Genomic DNA, 14,563 nt, shown 5'->3' with positions numbered 1-14,563 from the left:
GAGGCCTGGGAAGGTGCGGCGCCGCGCCCCCTTCAGCGGCTCGGTCAGTTGGTCTCGGTGAGTAGACGGCGTAGCGCCGTGGGGGTGTGGCCGAGGTGTTCGCGGACGGTGCGGGTCAGGTGTGCCTGGTCGGCGAAACCGAGGTGCGCGGCGAGGTCGGCGAGGCCGGTTTCTCCGTCGGTGAGCCGGTCGATGGTCCGGCCGACCCGTACTCGGTTGCGGTAGCGGGTCAGCGACAGCCCCATGTGCCGCGAGAACACCCGGCTCAGCCGGTACGGCGAGACCTTCAGCGATGCGGCCAGAGATTGCAGGCCCACCGATTCCGGTGCGTCGTCGATGATCGCCTCGCGGGCCGCAGTAACCAGCGCCCGGTCGGTCGGCCGCGATCGAGGGATCGGCCATCCGGCGGCGAGTGCGACGAGCCGGACAAGCTCCTCGGTCAACGCGTAGTCGATGTCGCCGCCTCGGACGGCAGCGAGAACACGGTGGTGCGCGAGATCGATACGGGCATCGATGTACACCGCGCGCGGATCGACGGCCCCTTCCCAGCGGCCGGGCGCGACGGTCACCACGGTGCAGACGTCGCCGCCGACGGGATGGGCGAACCGTTCCTCTTCGCCCGGTACGCCCAGGTAGCCGACTGTCGGGTCCAGGTCGGCCCGGTCGCCGTCGGACTGTCGCTGGAACCGGCCACGGCGCACGAGCACGAGGCGATGGTCGTCGCGGACCTCCGGGGCCGAGAAGTGGGTGTGGTCGGAGCGGCAGGTCACCGTGGTCACGGTGAACTCGGGCCGGGCGGCAACGGTTGTCGTGGACAGCACCTGCGGACCGTACGCCGAGGGTACGACGAAAAACGCCGCGCAAGGATCTTCAAGACCCGCGGGTGGGCCGGCGGGAATGCTGAGACGGCAACCGAATCACCGCGGCCGACCAGGAGGACCCCATGGCATCCGTTCACAAAGAATTCGACATCCACGCCACGCCCGAGCAGGTATGGGACGCTGTCAGCGATTTCGGCGCGGTGCACGAGCGGCTCGGCCCGGGTCTCGTCACCGACGCACGGCTCGACGCGGACACCCGTACCGTCACCTTCGCCAACGGCACCGTGGTCGTGGAACGGCTCATCGACCTCGACCCGGTGAGCCGGCGTATCGCGTACTCCATCGTCGGAGGCAGTCTGCATTCCTCCCATCACCACGCCTCGATGCAGGCGCTGCCCGGCAATGACGGCGGGACCCTGGTCGTGTGGCACACCGATGTCCTGCCCGAGGCTCTCACTGTGCCGATAGCCGAGTTCGTCGAACAGGCGTCGGCTGTCATGCGCCGGACCCTGGAGGCAGGGGGATCCCAGGAGCCGGGTGGCAGCGAACTCGCACCGTAGGGCGCTCATCGGGCAGGCTGCGTGGCCGCGTGCCGCCGCGGCCGGTCGGCCAGGGTGACCCCGCCCGCCGCGGCCGTGGCGACCGCGGCGAGGGCGACCAGACCGGGCCAGCCGAACCAGCCGACGGCGGCCGCGCCGAATGCGGTTCCCAGGCTGCCCCCGACGAAGTACACAGACATGTAGGCACTGTTGAAGCGGGCAGGCGCGGACGGGTCGATGGCCAGGACCGTGCTCTGGTTGGCCACCTGGGCCGCGAACAGTCCGGCATCGAAGAGCCCGAGGCAGGCCAGGGTCACCACAGTGTTCGAGAGGGCAACGCCCAGGACAACCGTCGCGACAAGGGCGAGCGCGAGCCCCACCAGGATCACGTTTCGCGGGCCGACCCGGTCGGTCCATCCGCCGGCGATCCGGGTCGCGAGGACACCGGCGAGTCCGGCGCAGGCGTACAGGCCGATCCGTTCGGGTGAATATGAGGACGGAGGCTGCGACAGCGCCACCGCGAGACCTGCCCAGATCGCACAGAACGCGAAGAACCACAGCGCTCCCCGTGCCGCCGCCCGGCGCAGTGCGGCGAAGCGGGCGAAGAGCCCGGGAATCCCGCGCACCGTATCCAGATATCCGGCATACGTGCGACCCCACGCGGTCGGCAGGGTGGACAAGGACACCGCCGCGACCACGACACACGGCACAGCGAATACGAAAAGCATTGCTCGCCAACCGATCACGTCGGCGAGCCAGCCGCCGATGATGCGCCCGGCGAGGATTCCGGCAGATATGCCCGCGGTCACGATACCCAAGACCGTGGCCCGCCGACGACGCTGCGCGAAACGCCCCGCCACCGAACTCAGCTGGGCCCCGACCGCCGACCCCGCCCCGACCAGGCCCATGACGAATCCAAGGGCCCAAGGTGATCCCGCTACCGCACCAGCGGCGGAGGCAACCGCCAGCGCCACGAACTGGGCCGCCACCACGGCCCGTGGCGCGAACCGGTCGACCAGCGGCACGAGCAGAACCAACCCCACCAGATAGCCGACCGGCCCGCACGCCAAAGCGGTGCCGGTCGCCGCCGTAGAGGCGTGCAGTGAACCGGCAACCTCCGCGACGGCCGGTTGCAGTAGGTAGACACTCGCCGTCCCGAGCGCGGCCGCCAGCGCCATGAACCACACGACAGGCGCCCGCAACTCAGCATTCCCGGCATCCGGGATCCGTTCGCTTTCCATTGCATCGACGGTAGGAATCCCGGCATCAGGGTTCCGGCGAGAAATAGACAACACCGTCCCGTTCCCGGCCGCGCATGTATTCGCGACAGCAAGTCGGCGAGGAACGTCCCATGACGGCGCTTTCGCGTTCCGCGATCAAGACGGACGGACCGCGGTGACCTGGACCTATTCGTTCCAGCCCACCGCGGTCCCGTTGCGACCACTGGTATCGGCCCTCGTCGGCCGGACCATGCCCGCGCTCATGCGGGAGACACTCGCCGCGATGAAGAGCGGCGCGGAAGCAGCGGCAACGGATCAGCCGGGGTAACCCCCGGGGAATCCGCCCAACAGGGCGAACACCTGGATGGCAAGCGAAGACAGCAGATCCGCGATGGTCATCGGTTCCATGGCAACTCCTTGTCCGGATGGGCGAACAGGACGGCTCTGCGATCGTACGCGCGACGGAGCGCTTTTCCGGTCAGCGCCGCCGGGTGCGTGATGGACTGTCAGGAGCTGGTCAGCATGGGTTTCGACGAAACGGGACCCATCACGCCCCACGCCGTGGCCGCCGCGGGCACCACGAGGGGATGCAGTACGGCGGCCACCGCGAGCAACATGACAGCGGCAATGGTGTCCAGCCAGTAGTGATTGGCGGTACCCACCACCACGAGCGTGGTCAGCGCCGGATGGGCCAAGGCGAGCCAGCGCCACGGTGTGCGAGTCGCGGCGACGACGGCAACACCGAGCAGCAACGCCCAACCGACGTGCAGCGAGGGCATGGCCGCGAACTGATTGGACAGACCGCCGGAATCCGCCGCGCCGTAGACGGATTGGCCGTATCGCACGGCCAGATCGACGAAACCCTGGTCGGGCAGCATGCGCGGCGGCGCGAGCGGGATCAGGATGTGCACCGCGAGCGCGGCTCCCGTCAGCGCCGCCATGAGGTTCCTGGTCCAGCGATAGTGCTCCGGCCGGAACGTCCACAGCCACAGCAGGACTCCGACGGCCACGGTGAAATGCGCGCTGGCGTAGTAGAAGTTGGCCGGAACCGCGAGGAATTCGCGGTTCAGGAACAACGACTGCACCGTCTGCTCGTCCAGCAGGCCGAGCCGGTCTTCGAGTCCGAGCAAGCGGTGCGCGTTGACCAGGGCACGCCCCGTGTCGTCGGCGGTGATCAGACGGCCCGCGCGATAGCCGAGGTAGAGCACCGTGATGAGAAGAAGCTGCCCGACCGCCTCGCCCCCGCGACCGCGCACGGCCGCGCGCACCCGTTCGACGACTCCGCCCGACGCGAGCTCGAGCCCGGCGCCCGGACCCCCGAAGTCCACAGCGACCATCGCGCGGCCTCCTTCCCCGTTGAATCAGGCCGTTTACCGAGAATTAAGTGGAGTGGTAACCTCCGTTTAAACTAGCACTACCGAACGGACAACTTCAGCAAGATGTGACGGGGCATACAGCCGCCTGTCTCCAATTCGAGTTTGCTTGCAAGACAGGCGATCTCGCGTTTTTCGCTACCCATCGACCGCACCGCCGAGCACGCCAGACGCATGGCTGACGACCTGGTGCGGCCACCGGCTCCAGCCGTTCCACGCGCGATCCGCGCTTGCCTCAACCGGTGGGCGAATGTGGCCGCAGAGGGCTGAGCTTTCGCCGACATCGATCCGGCCCGATTCACGGCCTCTCACTCCGCCGGTGTGAATCCGGCACAACCCGCCCTGCGGCCACCAGCACACCCCAGGCGGCGCGTTTGCGGGCACACCCGTGTTCGCGATGCCGCTGCATGGCGACATGGGCTTCGGCGACCGTGAAGGGCTCCGGCGGTGCCGTGCATGTCCATTCCGCAGGCCACCGGAACGCCACCCGCTTCGCGGCGTCCGGGAGGCGGCGACGCCCATCGGAGCGTCCTGGCGAACCGGTCGGCCACAGACAGGCCAACGCGAGCGCGACACACGATCCGCCGCCGACAGTCGCGGCGGCACTGCACACCAGATCCCACACACTCAAGGCATCACGCCCCTTCGAGCGGCGGCACGACCTCCCGTCCTGGCGGTAGCAAGGACTGATTCAGCATGTCCAACACGTGCCGCAACGTTCGCGGCGCCACACCGACCTCGGTCGAGGCGCGAACATCGTCCATCGGAGGGAACGGGATGTTCCTCTCGGCGGCACGCTCACGCGGACTGAGCGTTTGCGGCACGATCCGGCCACGCACGACAAGCGTGTAATACGCCAGACGTTTCCATGCGCACCGGTCGATGCGGCATGCCCGATGCCGCCGCATGATCCGATGAGCGATTTCCACGTCCACGTCACCGCAGATCAGCGGTGGCTCGACAACGGTCTCGACCCCCATCACGCCCCCTCGCCGGACACGAGCCTGGACGAGCGCGTCCATGCGCCCTGCGGGCTGACGGTCTCGAGATCGAATCCCCTGTCGCAGATCAAGGCCGGTCGATCATCCACATGCCCCAGCTCGAACACGACGATCACATCGACACCGAGCCCTGCCGCGACGCCGAGCACGTACTCGATCGGACTGTCCACATCGACCGGTGGACGAACGGTGTACACGTAATGGTGCCCCAGTCCGAGAGCATGCCGCCACACCTCGGCGGCATGACGTGGGGCATGGATGCCGGACAGGTCATTCCGAATGAATCCCAATGATTTCGGCCTGCCCGCGATGGGCGGCTCGATTGCGTTCGCGTAGGTCATTGATTCCCCTCGAAGCTGGTCGGAGTACTGGAAGCACACCACCGCCTGAGCAGGCTGCCGCTGTCTAACAGAAAATTTCAGCAATTCGGCCCAAATCCCCTGGATCACCGCCAAACTGAGAGTGAAAGGCGATCGAACTGATAATGCCTACCAGGGGGTCGGAATGGGGAAGCAAGGCACAAGCGCGTCACTGCCGCGCCGGCAGATGGGTCGCTACCTGCGTGAATCGCGCGAGGAGCAGAACCTGACGCAGGGACAGGTAGCCACCATCATGGATTGGAGTGTGAGTACCCAGTCCAGGCTGGAGCGGGGAGATGTCGGCCGGCTGCGCGCACGTGACATCGAATTGCTCTGCCAGAATTTAGGTCTGGATCACGAGAAGAGCGCCGCGATGGTCGGCCTGTTCAAGCAGGGAGCCGAGAAGAGCTGGTGGCACAGCTTCGGCGATCTCATTCCTGAGACGTTCAATGTGTACATCGGTTTGGAAGCCAGCGCTCGGCAGATCGAGATCTTTCGACCCGACATCATTCCCGGGCTGTTGCAGACCAACGACTACGCGGCGACGCTCGACCGGATCTACTTTCCGAAAGACTCCGAGGAAGAACGCCGACGCCGCATCGAACTGAAGACCAAGCGTCAAGCGATCATCACGCGCAAGGCGAACCCGGCGACAATCGACGTCATTCTCGGCGAAGCCGTCCTGCACGCGGTCGTCGGCAATCCCAAGATCATGTCCGCGCAACATCGTCACCTTGCGGAGCTGAGCACGTGCCCGAACGTCACGATTCGAGTTCTTCCGTTCGGTGCGGGCTTTCCGGTCGGCGGACCCGTCGGACCATTTTCGATCCTCGACTACGGCCTCGACGCCGCAGGTGGCGTCGCGGAACCGACAGTTGTCTACGTTGAGGGCTTCACTGGTGCGATGTACTTTGAGGGAGAGTCGGATCTTCGGCGGTATCGCGAGGCCCTCACGATCATTCGACATACCGCGCTGGACGCAGTCGCGAGCAGGAGACTGCTTCGGCAAAGAATGAAGGAGTACTTGGCGTGAACATCGACCTATCCGGAGCCGAGTGGTTCAAGAGCACCCGTAGCTCGATGGGCCAAGATTGCGTTGAGGTCGCCTTCTTGGAGCAGGGCATGGTGGGGGTTCGCGACAGCAAGAACCCCAACGGTCCCGCCCTGGTGTTCGCTCCGGGCCAGTGGGATACGTTCACCAATGCCGTTCGACTCGACGGTTCCACCGGCGCAGCCTGAGCCACACCAGTTCCCGCGAGGACACGCCGCAGTCACGTGCGGCGCACAATGATTGTGCGCCGGTTGTCGCAGCACGGGATATTCGAGTCGTTCGCCGACCAGTTCGAACAGATCTGGGGCACCATCACCCCGTACTCAACGACGCAAGGATTCGCCAATGGGCTCACGGCGTGACTACTACCGAGATCCGAACGCACCACGGTCGAACTCACTGAAGCCGGGGGCTTCAGCGTTGGTGACCGACGAGAACGGGCGCGTGCTGATGCAACGCCGTGGCGACTCGGGTAACTGGTCTCTACCCGGCGGAATCATGGAAGTAGGCGAGACTCTTGAGGATTGCGCGGTTCGGGAGACCCGCGAAGAGACCGGGTTGGACATAGAGATCACTGGTTTGCTCGGTATATACACCGACCCTGAGCACGTAATCGAACACGCGGACGGAGAGGTCCGGCAAGAGTTCGCAGTGGTCTACTTCGGCAGGGTGACCGGTGGGGAAATCTCCGTATCCGATGAATCGACTTCTGTCGAGTTCCTACGACTCGAAGAACTCGAGACGCTGCCCATACACGAGACTGTCCGGCTCCGGTTGCAACACCACGCCGAACAGCGCACGAGTCCGTATCTTGGTTGAGAAAGATAGCTTTCTACGGCCGAGCGTTCGACGTCCTGGCGAAACAAGCCGCAACCCGGGATGCGGCGTGGATGATGATCCGGACGCGATCGAATCGCGGTCTAGTGCCTCGTCCAGGTAGGTTGCCTCGGTAACCGGGTGTCGGGTTGATCGTGGACCTGCTGCCGGTGGTGGCCCGGAAGCCGGAAGTGTTTGTGCGAGCGGTGACCCCAGAGGAGGGGCGGCGGTTGAACAGTTCCCGCGAGGACACGCAGCAGTCCCGTGCGGCGCACAATCATTGTGCGCCGCACGGCTTTTCAGAGATCGGCGATCGCGGCCAGTGGTGGCGTGCGCGCCGCCCGCACCGCAGGCCACAGCGCGGCCAGTACTCCGACCACCGCCGAGCTGACCAGGACCAGGACCAGCTGGCTCCAGGGGATGGCGATCTGGTCGAGACCCAAATCCCTTAGCGTGCGCAGGAATCCGACGCCGAGTCCCAGGCCGAGCACCATGCCGACGATCGCGCCGAACACCGCTATCAGCATCGACTCCAGATAGATCGTCCGGCGCACCTGGGCGCGCTGCATGCCGACCGCGCGGAGCATGCCGATCTCCCGGCGGCGCTCCACCACCGACAGCGCCAAAGTATTGACGATGCCCAGGATCGCGATCACCACCGCCAAGGCGAGCAGGCCGTAGAGAATGGCCAGCAGGGTGTTGATCTGCTTGCCCTGCGCTCCCTTGAATTCCTCCCGGTCCTGCACCTGCACCACGACGAATTGCTCGGTGGCCTTCTCCAGGTCGGCGCGCATCGCGCTGGTATTCGCGCCCGGTTGCGCCTTGATCAGCACGAGGAAGTTGGTCCGGAAGTTGAGCGGGACGACCTCGTCGTAGACCGTCTGCGACACCACCATCGGGCCGAGCAGCGGGTTCTTCTTGTACACACCGGTGACGGTGAGCGGCACCTTCTTGCCGTCGACGCTGGTCGGGGTCACCTCTTCGCCGACTTTCCAGCCGCGGTCGTTCGCTTCGTCCTCGGACACGAGCACGTCCCTGGCGCCGAGAGTGTCGCTGCCGCGCACGATCTCGTAGTTCAGCACACCGGTCAGCGGACCGTCTGGTGAGGACGCGAACACCTGATCGCCGCCGAGCTTGAACGCGGCCCCCCGCATTCCGACCACCTGCGCCACGTTCGGCACCTTCGTCCGGGCGGCGTCGGCGGCACCGAACGGCACCCCGAGCAATTGCGGGCCCGCCAGCACGTAGTCGGCCCGCACGCCCTTGTCGACCAGCACGCCGACGCTCTCCTTCGCCGAAGCGCCCAGCATGCCGATCGCCGAGACGAGCATCAGACCCAGCGTGAGCGCGAAGGCCGTCGCGGCGGTGCGGCGCGGATTGCGCGACGCGTTGTTGCGCGCCATGCGACCGATCGGCCCGAACGGGCGCACCAGCACGCCGAGCCCGCCGACCAGCGGTCGCGACAACGCGGGCGCGGCCAGCAGCACCGCGAAGATCAACCCGAGCGCGCCGACGCCGACCGTGGCGGCCGCCGTGCCACCGGTGCGCTGCGCGCCCAGCACGACGAGGACCGCGCCGAGCGCCGCGAGCACCGCGCCGAAGATCGTGCGCAGGCGCAGCGACTCCCCGATGGACGCGAATTCCTCGCGCATGGCCTGCACGGGCGGGATGCGCGAGGCGCGGCGCGCGGGCGCGTAGGCGCTGACCATCGTCACCGCGAGGCCGACCAGCAGCCCGACCACGACGGTGCGCGGCCGCACCGCCATCGATCCGGTCGGCAAGCCGAGATCGAAGGCGTTGAGCACCGCCGACAATCCGAACGCCAGGGCGACGCCGCCCACGAGGCCGACCACGCTGCCGATCAACCCGATGACGAACGCCTCCGCCACCACCGACGTGCCGACCTGCTGCCTGCTCGCGCCGACCGCGCGCAGCAGCGCGAGCTCCCGCAGGCGTTGCGCGACGATCATCGAGAACGTGTTGTAGATGATGAACGTGCCGACGATCAGCGCGATCGCGCCGAAGGCGAGCAGGAAGTAGTTGATGAAGTTGAGCGCGTTGGAGATTTCCTTCTTCAGGTCGGCACGCACCTGATCGCTGTTCTGCACTTTGTAGCCGGGCAGTGCCTTGGCGAGGTTGTCGCGCAACTCGTCGCCGGGAATGCCGGTGGCCGCCAAGTCGACGTAGGCGACGTGCAGGGCGTCGGTGAACAGCTTGCGCGCCTGCGTGTCGTCGAACAGCACGCCGATGAACCCACCCGTGTCGGAGGGAACCTCGTAGATGCCGGTCAGGGTCACGTCGATCGGATCGGCCTGGGAGGGGATGAGGATCTTGGTGCGGTCACCGATCTTCAGTCCGGCCCGGTCGGCCCCGCCGGTGTTGAGCGCGATCTCGCCGGGCCGGGCGGGCGGGACGCCTTGCAGGAACTTCTCCGGCTCCGCGACGGCCTTCTCCGGCGGCAGGTACGACTTGCCGAACGTCGGCGCCCCGCCGGTCTGCACGGCCTTCTTTCCGGTCGGATCGAGCAGCACCACCGGTCCGTTCACGCTCGGCGCGACCGTGCGGACGCCGGGGTACTTCCCCAGCTCGTCCACCACATTGTTCGGAACGCCTTGCGCCTGACGTTCTTTCGGGCTGACCCGAACGTCGACGCCCTTCGCCTCGTTGGCGAAGATTCCGTCGAATGTGCTCTGCAGGGTGTCGGTGAACACGAACGAACCCGCGATGAACGCGGTGCCGAGCACCACCGACAAGAGGGTCAGCGCGAGCCGCACCTTGTGCGCCGCTAGATTGCGCAGCGCGACCTTGCGCATCGGACTTCCAGCCATTACGCCCGCCCCCGAATCTTCCGCGAACGCCCGGTCACGCCTGCTCCAACGCTTTCATCCGGTCGAGCACGGTGTCGGCGGTCGGATCGCGCATCTCGTCGACGATGCGTCCGTCGGCGAGGAACACCACCCGGTCGGCGAACCCGGCCGCGTGCGGTTCGTGGGTGACGATGACGACCGTCTGCCCGAACTCGTCCACCGCCGCGCGCAGGATCGACAACACCTCCTCCGAGGAGCGCGAGTCCAGGTTGCCGGTCGGTTCGTCGCCGAAGATTATGTCCGGCTTACCCACGAGCGCGCGGGCGCAGGCCACCCGCTGCTGCTGTCCGCCGGACAACTCGCTGGGGCGGTGGGTCAGCCGACCGACCAACCCGAGCCGCCGCACCACCGTCTCCAGCCATTCGCGATCGGGTGTTCGCCCCGCGATGTCCAGCGGCAATGTGATGTTCTCCAGCGCCGTCAACGTCGGCACCAGGTTGAACGCCTGGAAGACGAAACCGATGCGGTCGCGGCGCAAGCGCGTCATCTGCTTGTCGGACAGCGAGGTCAGGTCGGTGTCACCGATGCGGACGGCGCCCGAGCTGGCACTGTCCAGTCCGGCCAGACAGTGCATGAGCGTCGACTTGCCCGACCCGGAGGGACCCATGATCGCGGTGAACTCGCCCTTCGCGAACTCGGCCGACACCCCGTCCAATGCCCTGACCTGGGTGTCGCCCGATCCGTAGACCTTGGTCAGTTCGATAGCGTGGGCCGCGACATCGGTCGATGCCGCCAGGTCGGCGGTGTCGGCGCCCAAGGCTTGCGAAGTCATGTCGTCCAGTCTTACCGGCATCGCCGCCGCACGCCATCAGGGAACACCCTGTGTTTCAGGCCTCACCTACGACCCACTCGAAGGCGGACGCTTTGGATCGGGCGCCTTCGAGGGTGCGGGAGCGGTTGGGTTCGCCGAGTTCGGACAGCAGGTCCTCCGACAGGTTGACCAGAGCGGCCAGGGCGGTTGGGGTGAACCAGTCCGGCCTGGTGGCGAACAGGATGTCCTCGGAGGCGGTGTTTCCGCTGGCACCCGGCGCGAAGGGGCAGCCGCCGAGGCCGCCGAGCGCGCCGTCGACCATGTCCGCGCCGGCCGCGACCGCGGCGAGGGTGTTGGCCACGCCCATGCCCCAGGTGTCGTGACCGTGGAAGACGACGCGCCGGGGAGTCGTCCGGTCCCGCACCGCCGCGACCAGCGCGGACACCTCACCGGGGTGGGCCTGTCCGAGCGTGTCGGCCAGGACGATGTCGTCCGCGCCCTCGGTGCGCGGGTCGCGGGCGATGGCCAGTACCCGTTCCGGGTCGACCGGGCCGTCGAACGGGCAGGTGAACGCCGTCGCCAGGCAGAGCTGGATCGACCCGTCCACCTCACGGGCCAGGCGCACCGCGTCCGGCATGGCGGCGACGCTGGCCTCGGTGTCGCGTCCGATGTTCGCCCGATTGTGCGCGTCGGAGACCGAGAAGCAGTACTGGAAATTCCGCACTCCCGCCGCGGCGGCCTTCTCCACATGGCGCGGCGTCGCCACCCATACCCAGCAGCGGCGCAGTTCCTCCGGCGTCAACGCGGCGACCAGCTCCATGGTGTTCGCCATCGGCGCGACCAGGTCCGGGCGCGCCATCGAGCCGATCTCCAGCGCGGGCACCCCCAGCGCGAGCAGGCGGCGCACGATGTCCACCTTGCGCTGCACCGGCAGCAGCTTGCCGGTCAGCTGCAGTCCGTCGCGCAACGTGACATCGCGCAGCACCGGCGCGGTCATCGCTGCTCCCGCGCCCGGTGGTGGCCGCACATCACGCCGCCCCATGGTTTCTCGCCCGCCCCGGTCGGATTCGGCTGCACCGTGGGCCTGCTGGTGCCCGGCGAGCGCGGTTCCCTCGCGTCGCGCCCCTTCGGACGCCTCCGGTCGTGTGGCCGCGTGCTCATCGCGCCTCCAACGCATCGATCTCGGCTTCGCTCATGCCGAGCAGGCCGGACAGCACCTCTCGGGTGTGCTCACCCAAGTCGGGTCCGACGCTGCGGATGGGCAAGGACTCTTCGCCGATCACCGGGACGATGCCGGGGAAGCCGACAGCCTTGGGCTCCGGCGCGCCGACGTCCACGGTGAACGACTGGATCATGTTGCGCGCCCGGTACTGCTCGTCGGCCACGATGTCGGCCGCGGTGTAGATCGGGCCACACGGAATAGCGGCGGCGTCCAGCAGCTTCAGCGCCTCGTCGCGGGTATGCCGAACCGTCCACTCCCCGATCGCCGCGTCCAGCCGCTCGCGATTGCGCCAACGGCCCGCGTTGTCCTGCAGGTCCGGGTCGGCGGCCAGGTCGGGCCGATCGATGACCGCCATGTAGCGCTGGAAGATGGCGTCGCCGTTGCCGCCGATGATAATGCTGGTGCCGTCCGCGCACGGGTAGGCGTTGCTCGGCGCGATGCCCTCCATCCGGCCGCCGACGCGTTCGCGCTGGATGCCGTAGGCGAGATAGTCCGGCACCAGCGATTCCATCACCGACAGGATCGCCTCGTTCAGCGCCACGTCGATCACGCGCTCCCGCAACGGGACCGGCGTGTCCGACTCGGCGCGGCGCTCGCGCTGGAACAGCGCCATCACGGTGCCGAACGCGGCGTAGATACCCGCGATGGAGTCGCCGATCGAGACGCCGGTGCGCACGGGTGGACGGTCCGGATCGCCCACCAGTTCGCGCAGTCCGCCGACCGCCTCGGCCACCGCCGCGAACCCGGGACGCTCCGACAGCGGGCCGGTCTGCCCGTAAGCGGAGATCCGGGTGATCACCAGGTCCGGATTCGCCTCGTTCAGCACCTCCGGCCCGAGACCCCACTTCTCCAGCATGCCGGGCCGGAAATTCTCCAGCAGCACGTCACAGCGCCGGATCAGGTCGAGGACGATCCCGCGCCCCGCCTCGGTGCGCAGATCCAGCGTGATCGACTTCTTGTTCCGGTTGATCGTCCGGTAGAGCATCGAGGTGTCGCCGCCGTAGAGCCGCCAGTTGCGCAGCTCGTCGCCCGCTTTCGGGCGTTCCACCTTGATCACCTCGGCACCGAAGTCGCCGAGGATGCGCCCGGCGGTCGGCGCGGCGATGTAATTGCCGAGCTCCAGGACGCGCACCCCGTCCAGCGGCCGAATACTCATGGCAACCAGTATGGGCTGTGTTGGTTTTTGCAGCGCCTGCGGCGCTGCGTGTTCACGGCCCCGAGAAGTCTCGCGACCGAGCGACCGAGACTCGCGACTGCGTCGCATGCGCTTCGGTCACTCGGCCGCGAGACGGGCCGCGAACGGCTCGTAAGACTCGCACCCGGCGGGGCTGGGTCGGTTTCGGGCGTCCCGCGATTGTCGAGGCAACCTCCGGTGCCGGGGGCAATACCCGTGATAACCCTGCGACCGCCGGGCCAGTCGACCGAATCCGCGGTTCGCGGTCAGGTCACTTACGGCATTTCGTAGTCCGACCTGCATATATGGCAGGCCGGGCTCCTCGGCGACGGCTCACAGCGACCCGAAGACACCGCATGGCCCCTCAACAGCCGGAGGCCCGGCAACCATGCGGGGTCCACGTTCAGGACGCGAGCAGCTGGGTGTCCTCGACGATCGAGTAGTGCTCGGCGTTGCCCGCGATGATGGTGCTCGTCGAGCCGTCGACGCCGACCGGAACATCGCCGGCCAGGGTGATGCGGGTCAGTTTGCGCGGCTGGTCGTCGTAGTCGTCGATGGCGTAGTGCTGGGTGGCGCGGTTGTCCCAGATGGCGACGTCGCCCGGCTCCCAGTTCCAGCGGGCGGTGTTCTCCAGGCGGGTCACCCGGTCCTGGAACAGCCGGAACAGCGCGTGGGACTCCGTGCTGGACAGCCCGACGAAATGCTTGACGAAATGGCCGAGCAGCAACGCCCGCTCCCCGGTCTCGGGGTGCACGCGCACCACCGGGTGCTCGGTCTCGTAGTAGGTGGACTCGAACTCGGCGCGGTAGGCGGCCGTGTTGGGACGCGGCGTCTCCTCGGCGCGGGCGTAGTCGTAGACGTTGGTGTGCACGGCGCGCAGGGATTCGGCGAGCCGCTTGAGCGGCTCCGGCAGCGACTCGTAGGCCGCGACGGTGGACGCCCAGGTGGTCGCCCCGCCGTAGGACGGCAGGTGCACCGCGCGCAGGATGGACGCCTTCGGGACGCGGTCGACGAAGGTGACGTCGGTGTGCCAGCTGTTGGCGCGGCCGTGCTCGGAATCGATCGCCAAGCTCTTCACACCATGCGAGGTGACCGTCGGGTGCGGGGTGGTCGGCGAGCCGAGCAGCTGGGCGAACTCGTACTGCCCGTCCTCGGTGAGGTGATCCTGACCGCGGAAGAAGATGACCTTGTGCTCCAGCAGCGCGCGACGGATCACGTCGATGGTGGCCGGATCCAGGTCTCCGCCGAGCCGGACGTTGTCGATCCGCGCGCCGATACGAGCGCCGAGCCTGGTCACCGAGGCTGTGGATGGGGTGGCGGGTGCGACCGTCATGAGATCACCTTCGCTGTCGAGATCGGTTACTGCTCC

The 14,563-nt window shown here is 67.5% G+C and carries 15 protein-coding genes; 5 read left to right on the top strand and 10 right to left on the bottom strand.

The window, feature by feature from the left end:
• Positions 1-44: 44 nt before the first annotated feature.
• Positions 45-821: a helix-turn-helix domain-containing protein gene (locus ACL03I_RS21430; protein ID WP_412806822.1), complete on the bottom strand. Its 777-nt coding sequence runs from the start codon at positions 819-821 to the stop codon at positions 45-47.
• Positions 822-943: 122 nt separating this feature from the next.
• Between ACL03I_RS21430 and ACL03I_RS21425 the strand changes: the two genes are divergently transcribed.
• On the top strand, positions 944-1,381 hold the full coding sequence (locus tag ACL03I_RS21425) for an SRPBCC family protein (protein ID WP_412806821.1): 438 nt from the start codon (positions 944-946) through the stop codon (positions 1,379-1,381).
• 5 nt (positions 1,382-1,386) lie between these two features.
• Here the strand turns inward: ACL03I_RS21425 and ACL03I_RS21420 are convergent, their stop codons facing one another.
• Positions 1,387-2,601 carry an MFS transporter gene (locus ACL03I_RS21420; RefSeq protein ID WP_412806820.1) on the bottom strand — a complete coding sequence of 405 codons (1,215 nt, stop codon included), beginning with the start codon at positions 2,599-2,601 and terminating at the stop codon, positions 1,387-1,389.
• 154 nt (positions 2,602-2,755) lie between these two features.
• Here ACL03I_RS21420 and ACL03I_RS21415 point away from each other — a divergent pair, with 154 nt between their 5' ends.
• Positions 2,756-2,908, top strand: coding sequence for a hypothetical protein (locus ACL03I_RS21415; RefSeq protein WP_412806819.1), 153 nt, complete (start codon positions 2,756-2,758; stop codon positions 2,906-2,908).
• A gap of 178 nt (positions 2,909-3,086) precedes the next feature.
• Here the strand turns inward: ACL03I_RS21415 and ACL03I_RS21410 are convergent, their stop codons facing one another.
• The 3 genes from ACL03I_RS21410 to ACL03I_RS21400 form a co-directional block, all read right to left on the bottom strand.
• Positions 3,087-3,917, bottom strand: coding sequence for a phosphatase PAP2 family protein (locus tag ACL03I_RS21410; protein ID WP_412806818.1), 831 nt, complete (start codon positions 3,915-3,917; stop codon positions 3,087-3,089).
• A gap of 671 nt (positions 3,918-4,588) precedes the next feature.
• Positions 4,589-4,933 carry a hypothetical protein gene (locus ACL03I_RS21405; protein WP_364432578.1) on the bottom strand — a complete coding sequence of 115 codons (345 nt, stop codon included), beginning with the start codon at positions 4,931-4,933 and terminating at the stop codon, positions 4,589-4,591.
• A complete protein-coding gene (locus ACL03I_RS21400; RefSeq protein ID WP_412806817.1) occupies positions 4,933-5,409 on the bottom strand; it encodes a hypothetical protein in 477 nt (158 codons plus the stop codon). Before ACL03I_RS21400 ends, ACL03I_RS21405 begins: the two co-directional genes overlap by 1 nt.
• Before the next feature lie 49 nt (positions 5,410-5,458).
• Between ACL03I_RS21400 and ACL03I_RS21395 the strand changes: the two genes are divergently transcribed.
• From ACL03I_RS21395 to ACL03I_RS21385, 3 genes are all read left to right on the top strand, one after another.
• Positions 5,459-6,346: a helix-turn-helix domain-containing protein gene (locus tag ACL03I_RS21395; protein ID WP_364432584.1), complete on the top strand. Its 888-nt coding sequence runs from the start codon at positions 5,459-5,461 to the stop codon at positions 6,344-6,346.
• Positions 6,343-6,552: a DUF397 domain-containing protein gene (locus tag ACL03I_RS21390; protein ID WP_364432587.1), complete on the top strand. Its 210-nt coding sequence runs from the start codon at positions 6,343-6,345 to the stop codon at positions 6,550-6,552. Before ACL03I_RS21395 ends, ACL03I_RS21390 begins: the two co-directional genes overlap by 4 nt.
• A gap of 157 nt (positions 6,553-6,709) precedes the next feature.
• On the top strand, positions 6,710-7,183 hold the full coding sequence (locus tag ACL03I_RS21385) for an NUDIX domain-containing protein (RefSeq protein ID WP_412806816.1): 474 nt from the start codon (positions 6,710-6,712) through the stop codon (positions 7,181-7,183).
• 296 nt (positions 7,184-7,479) lie between these two features.
• On the opposite strand, the gene ACL03I_RS21380 is transcribed toward ACL03I_RS21385, so the two are convergent.
• The 5 genes from ACL03I_RS21380 to ACL03I_RS21360 form a co-directional block, all read right to left on the bottom strand.
• The gene (locus ACL03I_RS21380; protein WP_412806815.1) at positions 7,480-10,008 is read right to left on the bottom strand and encodes an ABC transporter permease; all 2,529 of its coding nucleotides are present in this window, start codon (positions 10,006-10,008) and stop codon (positions 7,480-7,482) included.
• A gap of 34 nt (positions 10,009-10,042) precedes the next feature.
• Positions 10,043-10,819: an ABC transporter ATP-binding protein gene (locus ACL03I_RS21375; RefSeq protein WP_355077231.1), complete on the bottom strand. Its 777-nt coding sequence runs from the start codon at positions 10,817-10,819 to the stop codon at positions 10,043-10,045.
• Between the two features lie 55 nt (positions 10,820-10,874).
• Positions 10,875-11,795: a beta/alpha barrel domain-containing protein gene (locus ACL03I_RS21370; RefSeq protein ID WP_412806814.1), complete on the bottom strand. Its 921-nt coding sequence runs from the start codon at positions 11,793-11,795 to the stop codon at positions 10,875-10,877.
• Between the two features lie 160 nt (positions 11,796-11,955).
• Positions 11,956-13,176: a CaiB/BaiF CoA transferase family protein gene (locus ACL03I_RS21365; protein WP_412806813.1), complete on the bottom strand. Its 1,221-nt coding sequence runs from the start codon at positions 13,174-13,176 to the stop codon at positions 11,956-11,958.
• A gap of 421 nt (positions 13,177-13,597) precedes the next feature.
• Complete coding sequence (locus ACL03I_RS21360; RefSeq protein ID WP_412806812.1) at positions 13,598-14,527, bottom strand: TauD/TfdA dioxygenase family protein; 930 nt, start codon at positions 14,525-14,527, stop codon at positions 13,598-13,600.
• Positions 14,528-14,563 lie beyond the last annotated feature (36 nt).

This window comes from Nocardia sichangensis (assembly GCF_047200615.1).
GTDB classification, from domain to species: domain Bacteria; phylum Actinomycetota; class Actinomycetes; order Mycobacteriales; family Mycobacteriaceae; genus Nocardia; species Nocardia sichangensis.
Note: the sequence above shows the minus strand (reverse complement) of the source record. Positions and strands in the feature narration are given on the sequence as shown.